This window comes from Dapis brunnea BLCC-M229 (assembly GCF_050015995.1).
In the GTDB taxonomy this organism is placed as follows: Bacteria; Cyanobacteriota; Cyanobacteriia; order Cyanobacteriales; family Microcoleaceae; genus Trichodesmium.
Map to the genome: position 1 here is coordinate 97,845 of NZ_JBNHEP010000107.1, position 15,666 is coordinate 113,510.

The 15,666-nt window shown below is 33.9% G+C and carries 15 protein-coding genes; 1 reads left to right on the top strand and 14 read right to left on the bottom strand.

Going from position 1 to position 15,666, the window contains the following annotated elements; all coding sequences use genetic code 11:
• Positions 1-6: 6 nt before the first annotated feature.
• The 3 genes from ACP6PM_RS13385 to ACP6PM_RS13395 are packed head-to-tail and all read right to left on the bottom strand — an operon-like array spanning position 7 to position 1,453.
• On the bottom strand, positions 7-429 hold the full coding sequence (locus tag ACP6PM_RS13385) for a hypothetical protein (protein ID WP_426585338.1): 423 nt from the start codon (positions 427-429) through the stop codon (positions 7-9).
• A gap of 40 nt (positions 430-469) precedes the next feature.
• Complete coding sequence (locus ACP6PM_RS13390) at positions 470-955, bottom strand: tetratricopeptide repeat protein (RefSeq protein WP_426585339.1); 486 nt, start codon at positions 953-955, stop codon at positions 470-472.
• A gap of 57 nt (positions 956-1,012) precedes the next feature.
• Positions 1,013-1,453, bottom strand: a complete 441-nt coding sequence (locus ACP6PM_RS13395) for a hypothetical protein (RefSeq protein ID WP_426585341.1) — start codon at positions 1,451-1,453, stop codon at positions 1,013-1,015.
• 309 nt (positions 1,454-1,762) lie between these two features.
• Between ACP6PM_RS13395 and ACP6PM_RS13400 the strand changes: the two genes are divergently transcribed.
• Positions 1,763-2,053 carry a UPF0175 family protein gene (locus ACP6PM_RS13400; protein WP_426585343.1) on the top strand — a complete coding sequence of 97 codons (291 nt, stop codon included), beginning with the start codon at positions 1,763-1,765 and terminating at the stop codon, positions 2,051-2,053.
• A gap of 843 nt (positions 2,054-2,896) precedes the next feature.
• Here the strand turns inward: ACP6PM_RS13400 and ACP6PM_RS13405 are convergent.
• The 11 genes from ACP6PM_RS13405 to ACP6PM_RS13455 form a co-directional block, all read right to left on the bottom strand.
• Positions 2,897-4,336 carry a protein kinase domain-containing protein gene (locus tag ACP6PM_RS13405; protein WP_426585345.1) on the bottom strand — a complete coding sequence of 480 codons (1,440 nt, stop codon included), beginning with the start codon at positions 4,334-4,336 and terminating at the stop codon, positions 2,897-2,899.
• A gap of 640 nt (positions 4,337-4,976) precedes the next feature.
• Positions 4,977-6,902 carry a cation:proton antiporter gene (locus ACP6PM_RS13410; RefSeq protein WP_426585347.1) on the bottom strand — a complete coding sequence of 642 codons (1,926 nt, stop codon included), beginning with the start codon at positions 6,900-6,902 and terminating at the stop codon, positions 4,977-4,979.
• A gap of 801 nt (positions 6,903-7,703) precedes the next feature.
• Positions 7,704-8,657 (bottom strand): glycosyltransferase family 2 protein, encoded by a 954-nt coding sequence (locus tag ACP6PM_RS13415; protein ID WP_426585349.1) that lies wholly within the window; start codon positions 8,655-8,657, stop codon positions 7,704-7,706.
• A gap of 420 nt (positions 8,658-9,077) precedes the next feature.
• Positions 9,078-9,383, bottom strand: a complete 306-nt coding sequence (locus ACP6PM_RS13420; protein WP_426585351.1) for a substrate-binding domain-containing protein — start codon at positions 9,381-9,383, stop codon at positions 9,078-9,080.
• A complete protein-coding gene (locus ACP6PM_RS13425) occupies positions 9,376-10,164 on the bottom strand; it encodes a substrate-binding domain-containing protein (protein ID WP_426585438.1) in 789 nt (262 codons plus the stop codon). Before ACP6PM_RS13425 ends, ACP6PM_RS13420 begins: the two co-directional genes overlap by 8 nt.
• A gap of 266 nt (positions 10,165-10,430) precedes the next feature.
• On the bottom strand, positions 10,431-11,438 hold the full coding sequence (mglC, locus tag ACP6PM_RS13430; RefSeq protein WP_426585353.1) for a galactose/methyl galactoside ABC transporter permease MglC: 1,008 nt from the start codon (positions 11,436-11,438) through the stop codon (positions 10,431-10,433).
• 55 nt (positions 11,439-11,493) lie between these two features.
• Complete coding sequence (locus tag ACP6PM_RS13435) at positions 11,494-13,008, bottom strand: sugar ABC transporter ATP-binding protein (RefSeq protein ID WP_426585355.1); 1,515 nt, start codon at positions 13,006-13,008, stop codon at positions 11,494-11,496.
• A gap of 249 nt (positions 13,009-13,257) precedes the next feature.
• Positions 13,258-14,286: a galactose/glucose ABC transporter substrate-binding protein MglB gene (gene mglB / locus ACP6PM_RS13440; protein ID WP_426585357.1), complete on the bottom strand. Its 1,029-nt coding sequence runs from the start codon at positions 14,284-14,286 to the stop codon at positions 13,258-13,260.
• A gap of 326 nt (positions 14,287-14,612) precedes the next feature.
• Entirely contained in the window at positions 14,613-14,789 is a 177-nt protein-coding gene (locus ACP6PM_RS13445; RefSeq protein WP_426585358.1) for a hypothetical protein, read from the bottom strand.
• A gap of 96 nt (positions 14,790-14,885) precedes the next feature.
• The gene (locus ACP6PM_RS13450) at positions 14,886-15,215 is read right to left on the bottom strand and encodes a XisI protein (protein ID WP_426585360.1); all 330 of its coding nucleotides are present in this window, start codon (positions 15,213-15,215) and stop codon (positions 14,886-14,888) included.
• Positions 15,203-15,619 (bottom strand): XisH family protein, encoded by a 417-nt coding sequence (locus ACP6PM_RS13455; RefSeq protein WP_426585362.1) that lies wholly within the window; start codon positions 15,617-15,619, stop codon positions 15,203-15,205. The genes ACP6PM_RS13450 and ACP6PM_RS13455 overlap by 13 nt, the downstream gene beginning before the upstream one ends.
• Positions 15,620-15,666: the final 47 nt, after the last annotated feature.

Sequence of the window (15,666 nt, forward strand, 5' to 3'; positions counted from 1 at the left end):
GGCAATTTATAAATAGTGAGTAGCTTTCTGATTCCGTTTTTGTTTTAGGGTAATTGGAGTTATTCCATAGCTAACTGCAAGAGAATTACCTAATTTGGGTAGTGGTATTTGTTCACTATTTAAGGCGATGAAGTCATCGAAGCGAATGTTTCTCTGTTCAATTAAAACTCCTTGTTCAATTAAGTCTTTAATTCCTACATTTAATCTTGTACCAAATTGATTATTTCTTCTAATAAATAATCCATTATGAGGTAATGGTTTGTTGTTGTTGACTAGAGGAAAATTAGGAGAAGGTCTAGCTAGATTAATCTGCTCTGATGTAGGAATATTTGGTGATTTAACTCTTGCTAAGCTTATCCATACTAAGAACCCCAATAAACCTAATAAAATTCCTGAAATTACAAGTATCTTAATTTGATAATTTTTCACTTTATTTATATTCCTATAACCTAGAACTTACATGAAATCTTTAATTGACTTGATACGGAGTTTTAGGAGAAGGACACAATTCATCTAATTTAGATTCAGTATTAACAAAATCCGAAAATACATTGTTATTTTCCAAGCACTTCAACCATTGATTTAGAGAGTCTGATACACCATAACTTTCCTTGGCTTTTCTCCTAGCTTCTTCTGTATTAGTTCCTCCTTTTAGTAACAATATTTTGATTTGTAGGACTAAACTAGGTTCGTGATTTGCTTGAAGTTCCAAAGCCTTTTCAACATAAAAAATCGCAATGGATAGATTTTGCCTAGCCAGAGAAACTTTTGCTTTCCAATACCAAGGAGCTGCTAATTTTGGAGCTAATTTTTTAGCTTTATTAAACTTCTTTTCAGCTAACTCAAATTCTCTATTGTTTAGTAATTCCTGCCCTTCTCTAATTAATTTGCTTTCAGGTGTTAAATTTTGGGGGAACAAATGAAAACCAATTGGTATTGAAAGTAAGCATAGCAATATAATCAACCACCAAAACGATTTTTGAATTGGCTTATGCTTACTTTTTTCTAGCAGTCAAATATTGAAAGTGGCACCCCTTTGGTCAATAGTTTGATTTTGAGCTACGTTAATAGCCTTTTGGATATTTTGGATAAAATTGTCAGGGTATGAATGCTCAGATTTTTTTACAGTTTCTTCTATCTCTTTAAGAACTTCAGAAAAATTCGGCAGAGAATTTTTTTCTGGTAAAACTGCCAATTCCTGCATTGATTGAGCTATTTTACTATTAGCTTGAGCAGTGGATTCTATTTCAAGTAAAACTTCACCATAGTCAATAGGTTGTTCAGGAGCTTTCTCTATAGCAACTACAGTATTTGGGGAATATTCTCTTAGAAATGCTAAAAATTGACTACTTTTGTTCCATAGAGCATCTCCTACATTTTCACCCGTTTTTTCTAAAGCTTTTGTAGCTATTACAGTTGCTAGAGCAATAGCAGCAGTTGTTAAAGGTTCCATAAATTTCCTTATAAATAGAATAAAAGATATTAGTTTTATCTTGATGCAATACCAATATTATAGGCTAAACCTAGCCAAGCAATTATAATTATGGATTGCAAGATTTATAAAAGCTCCTACAACGTAACGATGTCAGAATCCGGAAATACAGCAGTTTCCAAAGCTATGAGGTACAGTTGTTTTTCTTCTTTTCTCTTCCCTGTTCCCTGTTCCCTGTTCCCTGTTCCCTCAAACCTAAAATTTTGTACCTCATAACAACGGAAAGCGCTGTAAGAGAAAATTCAACTTGAGAATTAGGAGAATTTGAGGATGGCTTTAACAATTTCCGATGAAGATTTGGAAAATATTCAGCTCTCAAGTGAGATTAGAGAAAAGGCTTTACAAAAAACGAAAGAGGGATATGTAATAGCTTTATTAGAAGTGGGAGAAATTAGCAGTGGTAGAGCTGCAAAAATTTTAGGTGTTTCTCGGATTAAAATGATTGAAATGATGAATAAATGGAGTATTTCTATTTTTGATGAAGAGCAAAATTTGGAGGAATTACGTCAAGAAGTCGAACAAGCAGAATTAATTTTAAATTATTCGACGAAGCTAAAATGAATTAGCCATTAATTCTCCAGATGATTTTAGAAATGGTAATCCGAAAGGCATTATTGCAATAAATTTTATCGGGTGGCAACCATGATTAAAAATGACAAATAATATCGTGTTACTCAATCTCCAGCTCAAAAGTTTGAAGAAGCATTAGTACAATTAGTTAGAGCAAAATTTGGATAGTAGTCAAGAAATTCATCCACTTCTTTTAAAAGCTCAAAAAGAAGCTTTACAAAGTCAGCTTAACGAGCTTTATGAAGAGTTATTAGAAGATGAAACCTTTCTTTAAAAATCACAACAACACATTTCCAAAAAATTATCAATTATCCAGAAATAGAAACTTTTACCTGACTTCGGCAGCTCTATTGCGATATACGCAATAGGAAATTTTACTCAGATTTGCCAATTCTATTGAGTATGTGGAAATAAGCATTTTTACTTATTGCGGTATACGCAATAGGAAATTTTACTCAGATTTGACAATTCTATTGAATATGTGGAAATAAGCATTTTTACTTATTGCGATATACGCAATAGGAAATTTTACTCAGATTTGACAATTCTATTGAATATGTGGAAATAAGCATTTTTATCTATTGCGGTATACGCAATAGGAATTTTTGCCTATTTATGACTGCGGTGGTCTATTTCAGAAACGCTAATCACTCAATTGTGTAAACCTATATTCTGCTGAATTATTTTTTCAACTTAAAGGAGTGTTAATTGTAAAGCTTTATTAGTTAACAAGAATTGTAGGGAAATTCTATGGAACGTCCCTACAAGGTTTTGATTATGGCAATGTAATTCATCTATCTTCTTCCTTCTTCCTTCTTTCTTCTTCCTTCCAAACTACTGAATCAATTTCTCCCAAGCTCGCCATAAAATCTCAGCAGTTTCTACCGGACTATTTGGCAAACATTGCCTCGCCTTTTCCAAACACATTTGTGCTTTTTGCTCATCTCCAGACTTCCTAATTGCCAAACTCAACCACAACCAAACTATCGGTTGCTCCGACTGAATATCCAAAGACTTAAAATAACTTTCCACAGACTTTTCATATCTATTAAATTGATAAAACAAAACACCCAAACTCCGCCACCCTTGCCAATGATTCGGTTGTAACTTTACCGTCTTTTCATAACAAAAAATCGCCTCTTCATAACGTTTCAACTGATAACAAACCTCAGCCTTCTTATACCAAGCATCATAATTATGAGGTCGAATCTTAATAGCCCGGTCATAAGCAGCGATCGCCTCCTCAGTCTTCCCAAACTCCTGCATAATTCGACCTTTAATAACCTGCGGAATTCCCCCTAACATTTTTGTCAACAAAGAAGGATTATTAACTCCTGTTTGAGAAGCCGAAGCAGCAAAACTTTTCTGATATTTGACAGATTCTAATTCTGTTAAAACCTCTGCAACAGACTGATACCTTTGATTAATATTCGGAGCCAAAAGGCGATCGATAATTATTCCCAAATCTTCACTAATATTAGACTGCAAATATTGTCGCCAAAGCCACTTACCCTCAACCACATCAAACAACTCAAAAGGTGCAACTTGAGTCAACAAATATATACAAGTAACTCCCAAATTATAAAGATCGCTAGCAGGAACAGCCCTTCCCGCTAACTGTTCCGGTGCCACATATCCCGCACTTCCTATCATAGTTCCAGTTTTCCCCAGAGAAGAGTCCGTAATTACCTTACTCGCCCCAAAATCCACCAACACCAACTGACCTTTAATTTCTCCTCCACCATCAGGAAGCGTAATAGACTTACGCCGAATAATGTTTTCTGGCTTAATATCCCGATGAATGACCTGCCGTTCGTGAACAAACTCCAAGACAGGCAACAAATCCCAAAGTAACTCCTGAATCTGACTTTCCGTAAAAATTCCATCAGCAACCAATTCCTGCTCTAGATTTTGCCCATCAATAAATTCTTGGATTAGATATTGTTGCTCCCCCTGTTGAAAATGAGCCATTAATTCAGGAATTTGAGGATGTTGACCCAACTCATCCAGTCTAATAGCTTCCCGACGAAACAACTCAGCAGCTTTTTCCGCATTAGCACTATTTTGGGGAAAAAACTGTTTAATGACACACCTCGGCAGAGAAGGTTTATACTCATCCACAGCCAAAAAAGTTTTACCAAAGCCACCTTGACCGATAGGTTTAATAGCACGGTAGCGATCGCCCAATAGCAATTTAACTCCGCAGCTTTGGCAAAATCTATTTTCAGATGGATTATATGGCTTTCGGCATTCAGAGTTGAGGCAGTAGCTCATTTCAGTTATCAGTTAGCCTCCTATCGGAGGAACTACATTAACAGTTATCAGTTATCAGTACCTCTATGGAATAGGGAGGCTTGAAATACTGAAGTTGATTTTTTCATCCCCTTAAAAGGTGAGACTTCAGGGCAAACGCATCTAATTTGCGTATTCCTGTATATAGTGTTTTTAAAATTAAATGCACACTATATGTGGAAAGTATATTCTCAACAAGCGCAATAAACCGGGGTTTATTGATAATTACCCCCAATTTATTGACAAGATGCGTTTGCCCTGGGTGAGACTTCAGGGCAAACGCATCTTATTTTGAAGTTCTGACAGGGCAAGGATGTCAGGCTTATAAGTATTTATACTCATTAATTCTCTAAAGCTTAACGGTAGAAGCTTCCAGAATTTAGATGCGTTTGCCCTGGGTGAGACTTAAGACCTGATTTTCTGGTCATCCGTTTAACTTGAAAATTTAGTTATACTATGTCTCTTTGAATACTCAGAATAAAAACTTTTGGGAATAGGAATAGGAAGCAGTGGGAAATTTGTTTGCCTAGCATTCCGCACCGAAAAATACTCTATAGAAAATTTTCCATACTTCAATATTCAATCTCCCCACTTCCCCATCACCCCATCACCCCCAACTATATTATTTAGTTGGTATTTTTTCAGAGTCAGTTTCTAGAACTACAGTAGGAATAGGTACTTCTTCAACTGCCGGATGTCTTTCCATAGTTAAACCTTTCTGCTGAGAACCAGATAATCGTTTTAGAAGTTTAGGTTTCGGGTCATGTAGCAAATAAATAATCTGGTCGCCTGGTTGCCAATTTTCAGTAGCAGGTAATACTTGAAGACTTCCTTGCCGTTCAATCAAAATTGGCATTAACTCCCCTGCTCGAATAAGTGCCTGAAGGTGAGTCTTTTGAAACTCAAATCCTAATTTCTTCAGCACTGTTTCACCTAATTTCACCTCTTTGTCAGAGAGATATTGATTCCAACTTTTCAGATTTAATTCTGTACTAAATGCTTGTTGAACCTTATCTTTATTATTATTATGATTTTTCTGCTGGGGACTTTTCGGATAAACAGCTAATACCCTTGGCGGCTTAAACTCTTCTGCTGCTCTTTGAGCCAAAACTAAATTTACTTCCCCATTCTTAGTCATTGCTAAAAAAGTTCCTACTGATTCTAAACCAGCTTCTTCTAGCACATTAGTATCTAAGGCACTACTTTTGTATGTTTGTAAACCTTCTGTTTCTGCCTGTTTACAAGCCTCCTCATCTGTATCAATAAGTACCACTGATTCACCTCTATCCTTAAATATTTTTCCAATTAATCGAGATAGAGGATTTGAACCGACTATAACAGCACCTTTAGCAGCACTAGAAGTAATTCCTAACATTTGAGCCACAAATCTTGCGGTCAGTCCTTGACTAAAAACCGTCATCATAATCGTCAAGAACACTAAAGCTTTAATAGAATCACCACCATTGATACCTTTCTGTGTTAACAATATGGCAAACAGGGAGGAAACTGAAGCGGAAACTATCCCTCTAGGAGCGACCCAACTCACAAACATCTTTTGTCGCCAATTAAGCTGACTATTCCAAGTGCAAAGTAATATATTAAGAGGCCGAACCAAGAACATCAAGGTTAAAACTGTAAATACACTTCCCCAACCTAGAGCAACTATACTTGCTAAAGATAGGTCTGCTGCTAGCAAGATAAACAATACCGAAACAGCTAGCATTGTCAGTTGTCCTTTGAAGCGCTTGATTAACCGCAACTCTGGTATTTCAGCTGCCCCAACTACCATCCCTGCTACTACTGTGGTCATTAACCCTGATTCGCTACGAATTTGTTCTGCTAGGCCAAACATTCCCCAAAGAGCAGCTAAAACTACTAAATTTGCCAATTCTTCAGAGAGAAACTTTGCTCTTTTCAGACTAAATCCAAGCAGCCAACCTCCTGCTGCACCAATGATACTGCCCATTCCTAAGCGTACAACTAGGTCTCTAAATAATCCTACAGGGTCAGCACCTTCATTTAAAACTATATTAAGTACCAATACGGCTAGAATTGCTCCTACAGGATCGATGAGAACTCCTTCTCCCTCTAGCAAAGTAGCTACTTTTCGGTCCACTGATACCTGTTTGAGCAATGGTCCTACTACTGTTGGCCCTGTAACTACTACTAGGGAGGCATAAAGAAATGCGATCGGCCAAGGAAATTCTCCTAACCAATGAGCAGCCATACCTCCACCAATGAGTGTGACTAATGTACCTATGGTGACTAAGTTGCGGATACTGCCGGAAACTCTTCCTAATTCTCTTAGTTCTAAATTCAGGCCACCCTCAAACAGGATTAGAGCTACAAATAGAGAGACTACAACTTCCAGACCACTACCTAATAGATTTGGATGTACTAGGCCCAAACCATCTTTACCTACTAAAATACCAAACAGTAGCAAAAAGACTATTGCAGGTACTTTGAGATAGGCGGCCACAACTTGGGAACCTATGCCACTGGCTACTGTCAGGATAATCAGCAGAGTTATATTAAACGGTATTTCCATAAGCGTTTTTTCCCAGGCTTACCAGCTTTTTTTCTAAGGGATCAGATTTTGCCTCTGAAATTTTCTCTTTTAATTTTTGCTGGTTAGTTTGACTAGATTTTTTATAATTTAGGGATAAAGTTATTATTTTTTTTTTGTGATTAGTTCTTTATTTAAAACCAGGTTTTTTACATGAATTATTTACATAAAACAATTTAACTACCAAGGTTTTTACTTTTTCATTCGTTTGTTTTCTTGCCTAATTTATTTTTGTATATATTGGCTAATTTTTGTCCATCATTCTCCCAAAAATATATAAATCTCTTTTGTATTATAACTACTATTAAGCAAAGTGCAACTATGCCTAATTTTTCACTGTTGCAGAAATAGGAATAATCTCTACATATGATACCAATTTGATAAAATAATGTTACAAAATAGTGTTGATAGGGAACACCTGATATGGATATGTAGCGCAAATATTTATCCAAATGTTATAATATCAACAAAAAAAAGAATGTTACAAGTAATTTGAGTGATTGAAAGACTTTACACAAGATGTCTCTTTGACTAATTAAGTACCTAAAAATAATTAATTGCACAGTTCTATTCCCTGTAATACCTATATGATGAGGGTTTTAGTATTCCCAAAATTGCAATTAATTTTGTGTACCAACTTAATAAAGAGAGCCTGACTCTAAGCATTTCTTAGAGTCTATTCATCCTGCCCCCTGACTCCTGTAAGTCGCCAAGGAGACGGCTCCCCTACCTGACCTCTGACTAGCTCCAGCCATCTCTAAAATTTACCGAGAATTTGGTAATTTACTCGTTAGTAATTTTCTCCATTTTATTTCCAGATAACCGCCGATTTATAGAAGAAATTGCCCTCACAGGTATATCGGCAAATTGAGCTAAAATCAAATTCCAGAGATAGCCATATTGGGGATTATTTTTCAGTAACAAAAGTTCGGCAAATACATAAAATCTTTTAGTTCTTTTATATTCAGGAGGATTATCTTCTATTCTAATTTGTTCTGGTTTAGGAAGTATATGACCAATGATTTTTTCTTGTTCATAATACTTAGCTTGAATAGAAAGTCCAAGTAATCTATCCAAACACCAGAAAGGAAAATATTTGAACGGTCCAGACAAAATCATAGCATCTCTAATATCTGCCAAAGTTGCTTGTACTATTTCATTTTTCCATACCTTTTTATCAAAGTTTTCTGTATGACGTCCATGATGGTCTTTTCTTCCCCTCAACATACAAAACGGATCGAATTTATTATGCAAGGGAGCTATGGGTATTTCCACCATATAATTTGGTTTTCCCTGTAATTTTTGATCTCCCGTACTTACACCACAAGTCTTCATATCATCAATATTAGATACTGTCTCCCAAGGAGATTTTAATCCTGCTTCATCACCATATGTTACATCTTTTCTATTAAGTCTTAAAACCCAACTATCAGGGAATTTTGTAAAATATTGTTTGGTTATTTCTGCAATATCTGGATGGAGCAGTTCATCACAATTTACTGTTAAAATATATTCTCCTGAAGCATTCATTAGTCCAGTCATTCTTTGAATTATTTCTCCACGAAATGAGCTATTGATTTGCTGCATTCGGGAGTCACTAATTGGGAGTTTTTTCATTCCTGGAGGATGAACTAATATTAATTCTACATCTCCGTTAATTTTTAACAGAGATTCGATCCAATATTCGGGAAGTCCTTCTCTTGTAGGAACTACAATTGATAATATTGTTTGGGTCATTTTAGTTATCAGTTATTAGTACCTCCGCAATATCGGAGGCAAGAAAATCCGAAATTTCCTTATTTTATATCCCTTGAAAAGGGAGGTTATTCACCTTATTTCTTAGTCATACTTATGTATATATGAGCTAAGAGCTTTAAGTGCATTTTAGCAAGTCTGTGGAGCGTAAGTCAATAATTTAATTTTTGAGTAGTGTTACTTATATTTTTTAGTAGGGAATAAATGGGATTTGATATAAATTTTCTTCAAAGTCTTTCTAACCATTTTTGGAATGCTAAATCAACTAGAGTTTAGTTGGGAAAAAACTGGTTTAGCTACTAGGGAGGTGATTCAGAATTATATCTAGTATCCTCATTAATTGTGTTTTTTTAAAAATTTTAATTATAGCCTAATTTCGTTTTTTCGATTGCTTAATTATCCTTATGGACAAGTTCCTTGTATCCCTTGACAAAGCTGCTTTTCTGTAATTATCCCATCTTCAATCAAAATTTTAATATTATCTTTAGTGACAGATTTAGGTTCCAATAAAAGGGAGGAAATTCTTTTTCCTTTGCTTGTTTCTGTATCTCTAGAATTATTACTCAAATCTTGGGTATCTTTACCATTTCCTTTGCTTGTTTCTATATCTATATACTTATTAATCAAATCTTGGGTATTTTCACCATTACTCAAAGCCACAACTAGCTCGACAGTTTTTTCGGCAAGAAGTTTAGTTGGTTTATACATTGTTATTCCTTGTTATTCCTTGATAATCCTTGACAATATTTCTTGCACTTTGGGCACTTCCATCTTGTCCTGTTATCAGTATTTTACCTATTTTCTCCCCTAAAACTCCAATTATTTTATTTGCCATTCCATTGTTAGCAACAAGAATAATTTGGATATCATCTTGATACTTATTCAATAACTCCTGAACTTTTTGTGCTGCTTTTTCAGCATCCCAATTATCTATAAAATATTCAGTATCGCCTGAACCACTAGGAAACATCAAGTTTAATTTTTGATTCTTAAAAAAAGTCTCTAATCTGAGAAACCAACCTTTTTCTATTGCTTTAGTATTTGGATCTTTAATGTCACCATTAATCATTACTAAATTTGCTCTAGGGTTTAATTTATATATACCTGTTTGTCCTTTATTTAACTCATCGATAGCATACTTTGCTTGTAATTCGCCTACTTTTTGACTATCAAAAGAGATGTAAAAACGTAAGTCATTATCTTTAATCAAGCGGTCATAAGCAATTACTGGTACTCCCTCATTTTTAGCTTTTTTGACTATATTAATACCTTCTTGACCGTCTACAGGAACAACAATCAAAATACAACTTCCCCCTTTGAGAGCTAAGTCTGCTTGTTTTTCTTGTAAACCTTTTTTGCTATTAGCATTAAAATAACGAATAGTAGCACCTGGTATATTTTCAATAATTTCTTTTTCTAAGAAATGGCGATCGTTTTGTTCCCAACGTGCTGCTTCTGCTCCGCCACAAAATTTTAAAATGAATACAATTGGATTTCGAGTGCTTTGTGTTTTTCGTAGCTCTTAAACTTGAATTTTAAGCAATTATTTCTCGTATAATTATCGTTATAAAGCTACGATAAATAAAATACAGTGGATTTGATTTTACTGAGGTATAACTGTGGCGGGCAATATGCCCGTTCTACAAAAGTTTTATTATTAAAATTTGTACTTCATGTACTTGAAATAGGCTTAATTTTCGGGAGGTAAATTTATGAGTTATTGGTTTTTTGTTACCATCTAATTTTTAATAAAAGTCAACTTTTTCTCACATATTTTCTAATGTCAATTGCCACTGCACTAACAATAATTAATCCCTTAACAATATATTGTAAATAAGTACCTAACCCAATAAATGTCAGACCATATTCAATAACTTTGAAAATCAAGACACCTGTCACAACTCCTGATACACTACCAATACCTCCCGAAGTAGAAACTCCTCCCATTACACAAGCAGCTATCGCATCTAATTCATACATATTACCAGTATTATTAGTGGCACTACCAACACGACCTGCTTCTAATACTCCAGCAAATCCGTATAATAAACCTGCCAAAGTATAAACAATTAATAGATACTTAATAACACTAACACCAGAAACAGTTGCTGCTTCAATATTTCCTCCTATAGCATACATATTTCTGCCCAAAAGAGTTTTATTCCATAAAACCCAAGTAATTCCGATTACTATAGCTGCATAGATAATTAAATATGGAATTTCAAATGAACCTAAAATCAAATCACCTTGAACAAAAGTAGTAAAATTTTCAGATAATCTACCAACTGGTTGTGCCCCTAAAGGAGGACGATCAACATAAATTGAATTTAATCCATAAATTATAATCATTGTTCCTAATGTAGCAATAAAAGGAGGCACTTTAAAGATAGCTACAATCACTCCATTAACTAATCCAAAACAAGCACAAATTACCATAGTAAATAACATCGGAATTATTAGAGGTAATTCCACTAAATTTGGGTACATACGGTCAGGATAATCCGTTGCTTGTAATAATGAAGCTGAGAAAACTGCTCCCAATCCTACTATACGTCCTGCGGATAAATCAGTACCTTGAGTAATTAAGATTCCCCCAACACCCAAAGCGATAATAATTCGAGTCGAAGCTTGAGCTAAAATCAGACGAAAATTATTAACTGTTAAAAAATCAGGTGAAATGACAGTTATGACAATTAATAATAGGATTAAAACTAGATAGATGGCATTATTCATTACCCAGTTTGTAATTTGTTTTTTTTTCACAGCCAAATCTCTCTTAATTTCAGTTTATTATATTCCCTATTACCAGAGCAAAGTGCTATAAATACAACCCAGATAAACGTATAATTTCCTCTTGAGTCGTATTTTTTGCTTCCATTATATCTGCAACTCTACCATTGCTCATAACTAAAATTCTGTCAGTAACTCCCAATAATTCTGGCATTTCTGAAGATACCATAATAATTCCCATACCTTCATTAGCCAAATCATTCATTAATTTATATATTTCATATTTAGCACCCACATCAATCCCTCTTGTTGGCTCATCCAACATCAAAATTTTTAGTTTAGTTAATAACCAACGTCCAATTATTACTTTTTGTTGATTTCCTCCAGATAATTTCCCAATTAAAGTTTTTTGTGAAGGTGTTTTTACTTCCATTGAATCAATAATGTCTTGAGTGTGTTGTCGAATTTTTTTTTCCGATAGTAAACCATACCTATTCACATAAGAATTGATGTTAGCAATTGTGGCATTAAAGCTTACTGATAAGCTATCAAAAATACCCGTGCTTCTTCTCTCTTCAGTTACTAAAGCAAATCCCTGAGAAATTGCTTTATGAGTTGTAGAATTATCAATTATTTGACCATCTAAAATTATTTCTCCTGAACTTAATTTTCTGATACCAAATATTCCTTCAAGAATATCTGTTCTTTTTGCTCCTACCAGTCCAGCTATTCCCAAAATTTCCCCTGCTCTTAATTCAAAGTTAATATCCTTAATTGAAGGTTGAGTATAAGCAGTTAAATTTTTTACTTCTAAAATAACCCTACCTAGTTGACCAGATCTATGAGGAAATAAATTAGATAATTTTCTATTAACCATCATCTCTATAATTTCATCTTTAGTTAAATTTTGAGATGGTTTAGTTGCAATACAAAAACCATCTCTCATAATAGTAATTTCATCAGAAATCTCTAAAACTTCCTCAATTTTATGAGAGATATAAATAACTCCTACATTTTGAGTCTTTAATTGATTAATAATTGCAAATAAATCGTTTACTTCTCTTACGGTCAAAGATGAAGTCGGTTCATCCATTACAATAATTTTAGAATTAGAGGAAACTGCTTTAGCAATTTCTACCAGTTGCATTTCTGATATACTCAAAGAACTAACACTTCGTTTAGGAGCAAGTTCTATATTGAGCTTTTCAAAAAGACTTTGAGTATCTTTAAGACACTTTCTTGTGTCAATAAATATTCCCTTTATAGGATATCTTCCTAGCCATATATTATCCATAATATTCATTTGCCTGACTTGATTAAGCTCTTGGTGAACCATTGAAACACCATGCTTTAATGCTTGTTGAGGACTGAAAAAATTTACCCTCTTTCCAGACAAATAAATTTCACCTGCATCCAACTTATAAATACCAAACAAACATTTCATTAAAGTTGATTTTCCAGCGCCATTCTCACCAACTAATGAGTGTACGGTACCAGGTCTAACTTTTAATGTAGCTTGAAATAATGCTTGTACCCCAGAAAAAGTTTTAGAGATATTAATCATTTCTAGAAGATAACTAGGCTCTAATTTTTCTCCAACCATACTATTATTTATTCTAATATTAATGCTAATATTTTTGGATTTTTATCCTTTAGTTTGAGGGTAAGTATTCAGGTGTAGGGGTTGACAAAATTATCCCAATTACTCAGATATAGGAATTAGAGATAATTCGTGAGGACGAGACTGTATTGCTAAAGAAAGCGATATAGCTGTCGCTAGGCTCCGCCAACGCCTGAAGAAATCAAGAGCCGAGCGACCCTAAGCGCGACAAGACTGTATTACAGCAGAAGTCTAATTATAAGCTTCTTCTGCTACATTCAAATTATCTTTTGTTATCAAAATATAAGGAACTCGCACTGCTTTATTAGCATCTAACTTCCATTTAGTACCCTCTAAAACATCTTTACCTAAAGCAGTATTGAAAGCTAAATCAAATGTAGCCTTGCCGTGATTCTTAGCATCATTTAAAACAGTGCCAATTATTTTTCCTTCTCGAATTTTTATTAAAACTTCAGGTATAGCATCAACCCCGACTATTGGAACTACTTTGTTATCTTTAAAATATCCAGCTTTTTCTAAAGATGATAAAGCTCCTAAAGCCATAGCATCATTATTAGCAATTACAAACTCAATTTTATTACCATACTTGGATATCCAAACATCCATTTTATCAGCAGCCTTTGTAGCATCCCACATAGCTGTATCAATTGCTAGTTCTTCTACCCCAATACCTGCGTTTTTCACTTCATCAATAACATATTTAGTTCGTGCTTCCGCATCTGGATGTCCGGGTTCACCTTTTAATAAAACGTATTGAATTTTTCCATCTTTATTTCTATCCCATTGTTCTTTATTTTTATTCCATGAATCAGTAACTATTTTACCTTGCATAATTCCAGATTCTTTAGAATCAGTGCCTACATACCAGCTCTTTTCATAACTATTTAAAACTTCTGATTCTGGCTCTTTATTAAAGAAAATCACAGGTAAATTTGCTTTTCTAGCTTTTGCTATTACTGTTGTCGCTGACTTAGGATCGACTAAGTTAATTGCTAAAGCTTTGACTCCCTTGGCAATCATGGTATCAACTTGCTCAAGTTGCTTGGCTTGATTGTTTTGTGAATCATTCATAAATAATGTTGCTTTAGCATTAGCACTTGACTCAATATAGCGACGTACATAAGACATAAAGTTATCATCATATTTGTAAATAGTCACGCCTATCTTAGTCAAGTCTTCCTTGTTGTTACTTGATGTTTCTCTACAACCTGTAAATAATAAAGATATTAGAATTGAAACTATTAATAAACTCTTTCTCATCACAAAAACTCCTAAATTGTAACCATTATTAGCCTCAATTTATGATCCAGATTTAAAAATTGAAACTATTAATAATAATAAACTATTTTAATACTCATAAATTCCTATGCTTAAGTTTGACCAGAACCTAAAAAAAGGCCAATCTACTAATCAGATAATTCAAAAGTCTGTATTAAATCCGGAGGTGCTATTCTCTTTGTTGAGAGTAAGAATAACTTAATATTATTGACGAAGACTGAAAATTATGGTAAAAACACCATCATTCAAACATACCTCTCGTACTTAAAAATATAGTATAAAGTGCAAGTAGTCATTAGGGAATGATTCTAGCTAATTATCTGGCTCCATTGAGTATTTATGCTTAATATTTGACTGAGAATTTGACTCAAAAGAAATGTCAATGAAGGTGATTTATAATGTTCATAAAGAAAATCTTCTAATATTTCCTCACTAGAAAATTCCCATCTAGAACCAGTCTTTTTTAAAGATGCGTTACTCAACATAATTAACAATTAATAATTTTGATATCGGCGATAGCTTTTTGCTTACCATTAAGTTCAATGCAACTTCTCACTTTAAAATATGAGTTCTGGTATCGCTTATTCCACTGCAAATTCAGTAAATTGACGCAAATAGGGAGCTTTAAAAGCTAAAACAATATCTTTTTTAGGAACTCCAGCAGCTACTAACTCATTTGCTATTCCTATTTCAGTTCTATCCCTCTGAATCAAAATTTTATCCTCTTTTATATCAACATGAATAACACAGCCATAAACTCGTTTTTGCTCTTTCCATCCTAAATTAATTACTTGATAATGCTCCCGTTTTGTGTCAAAAATTAATTGTACTTCTGTGTCTTTATCTAAGTCATTACCTGAGTGTTTGGTCAAAATAGTTTGAACTAATTCTTGATAATTTATTCTTTCCATAAAACGATTTCCTCTTTCATCACTTCAAAAATTACTAATTTTAGTTGATGTTCAGCAATTAATTCTTGAATAAATTGATTGCTGAAAAAATCACTGTAGATATCTTGGCTAATTGCTAAATATAAAACTCTCTCTGGTTGTTTTTTTCTGAGAGCAGAACGATAACTAAGAAATTGACCTAAAGCTCCATAAAAGCTGGTTAAATCTGATGCACCAATAAAAGATTTAATCTCTACAGCAATCTTTAGACCATCTTTCTCTGCTCCTATAAATTTTTCTCCTGCTAAATCTATAAAAAAATCTAGCTCTTCTACTTTAATAAATAAAGGATCGTGAGTAATTATCCATCCCTCTTTTTCTAAGGCTGAACGAACAGTATTATGGAATATATCTTTAGCTGACATAGATTGTCACAAACTCAAAAATTTTATTTTATTTGCTTTTTTTTATT

What these genes read in the sequence shown, in the direction of transcription:
- ACP6PM_RS13450 (WP_426585360.1), bottom strand. Translation starts at nt 15,215, where the DNA reads ATGGAAAGAATAAATTATCAAGAATTAGTTCAAACTATTTTGACCAAA.
- ACP6PM_RS13435 (WP_426585355.1), bottom strand. Translation starts at nt 13,008, where the DNA reads ATGGTTGGAGAAAAATTAGAGCCTAGTTATCTTCTAGAAATGATTAAT.
- ACP6PM_RS13415 (WP_426585349.1), bottom strand. Translation starts at nt 8,657, where the DNA reads ATGACCCAAACAATATTATCAATTGTAGTTCCTACAAGAGAAGGACTT.
- ACP6PM_RS13410 (WP_426585347.1), bottom strand. Translation starts at nt 6,902, where the DNA reads ATGGAAATACCGTTTAATATAACTCTGCTGATTATCCTGACAGTAGCC.
- ACP6PM_RS13445 (WP_426585358.1), bottom strand. Translation starts at nt 14,789, where the DNA reads ATGTTGAGTAACGCATCTTTAAAAAAGACTGGTTCTAGATGGGAATTT.
- ACP6PM_RS13420 (WP_426585351.1), bottom strand. Translation starts at nt 9,383, where the DNA reads ATGTATAAACCAACTAAACTTCTTGCCGAAAAAACTGTCGAGCTAGTT.
- ACP6PM_RS13405 (WP_426585345.1), bottom strand. Translation starts at nt 4,336, where the DNA reads ATGAGCTACTGCCTCAACTCTGAATGCCGAAAGCCATATAATCCATCT.
- mglB (WP_426585357.1), bottom strand. Translation starts at nt 14,286, where the DNA reads ATGAGAAAGAGTTTATTAATAGTTTCAATTCTAATATCTTTATTATTT.
- ACP6PM_RS13395 (WP_426585341.1), bottom strand. Translation starts at nt 1,453, where the DNA reads ATGGAACCTTTAACAACTGCTGCTATTGCTCTAGCAACTGTAATAGCT.
- ACP6PM_RS13455 (WP_426585362.1), bottom strand. Translation starts at nt 15,619, where the DNA reads ATGTCAGCTAAAGATATATTCCATAATACTGTTCGTTCAGCCTTAGAA.
- ACP6PM_RS13400 (WP_426585343.1), top strand. Translation starts at nt 1,763, where the DNA reads ATGGCTTTAACAATTTCCGATGAAGATTTGGAAAATATTCAGCTCTCA.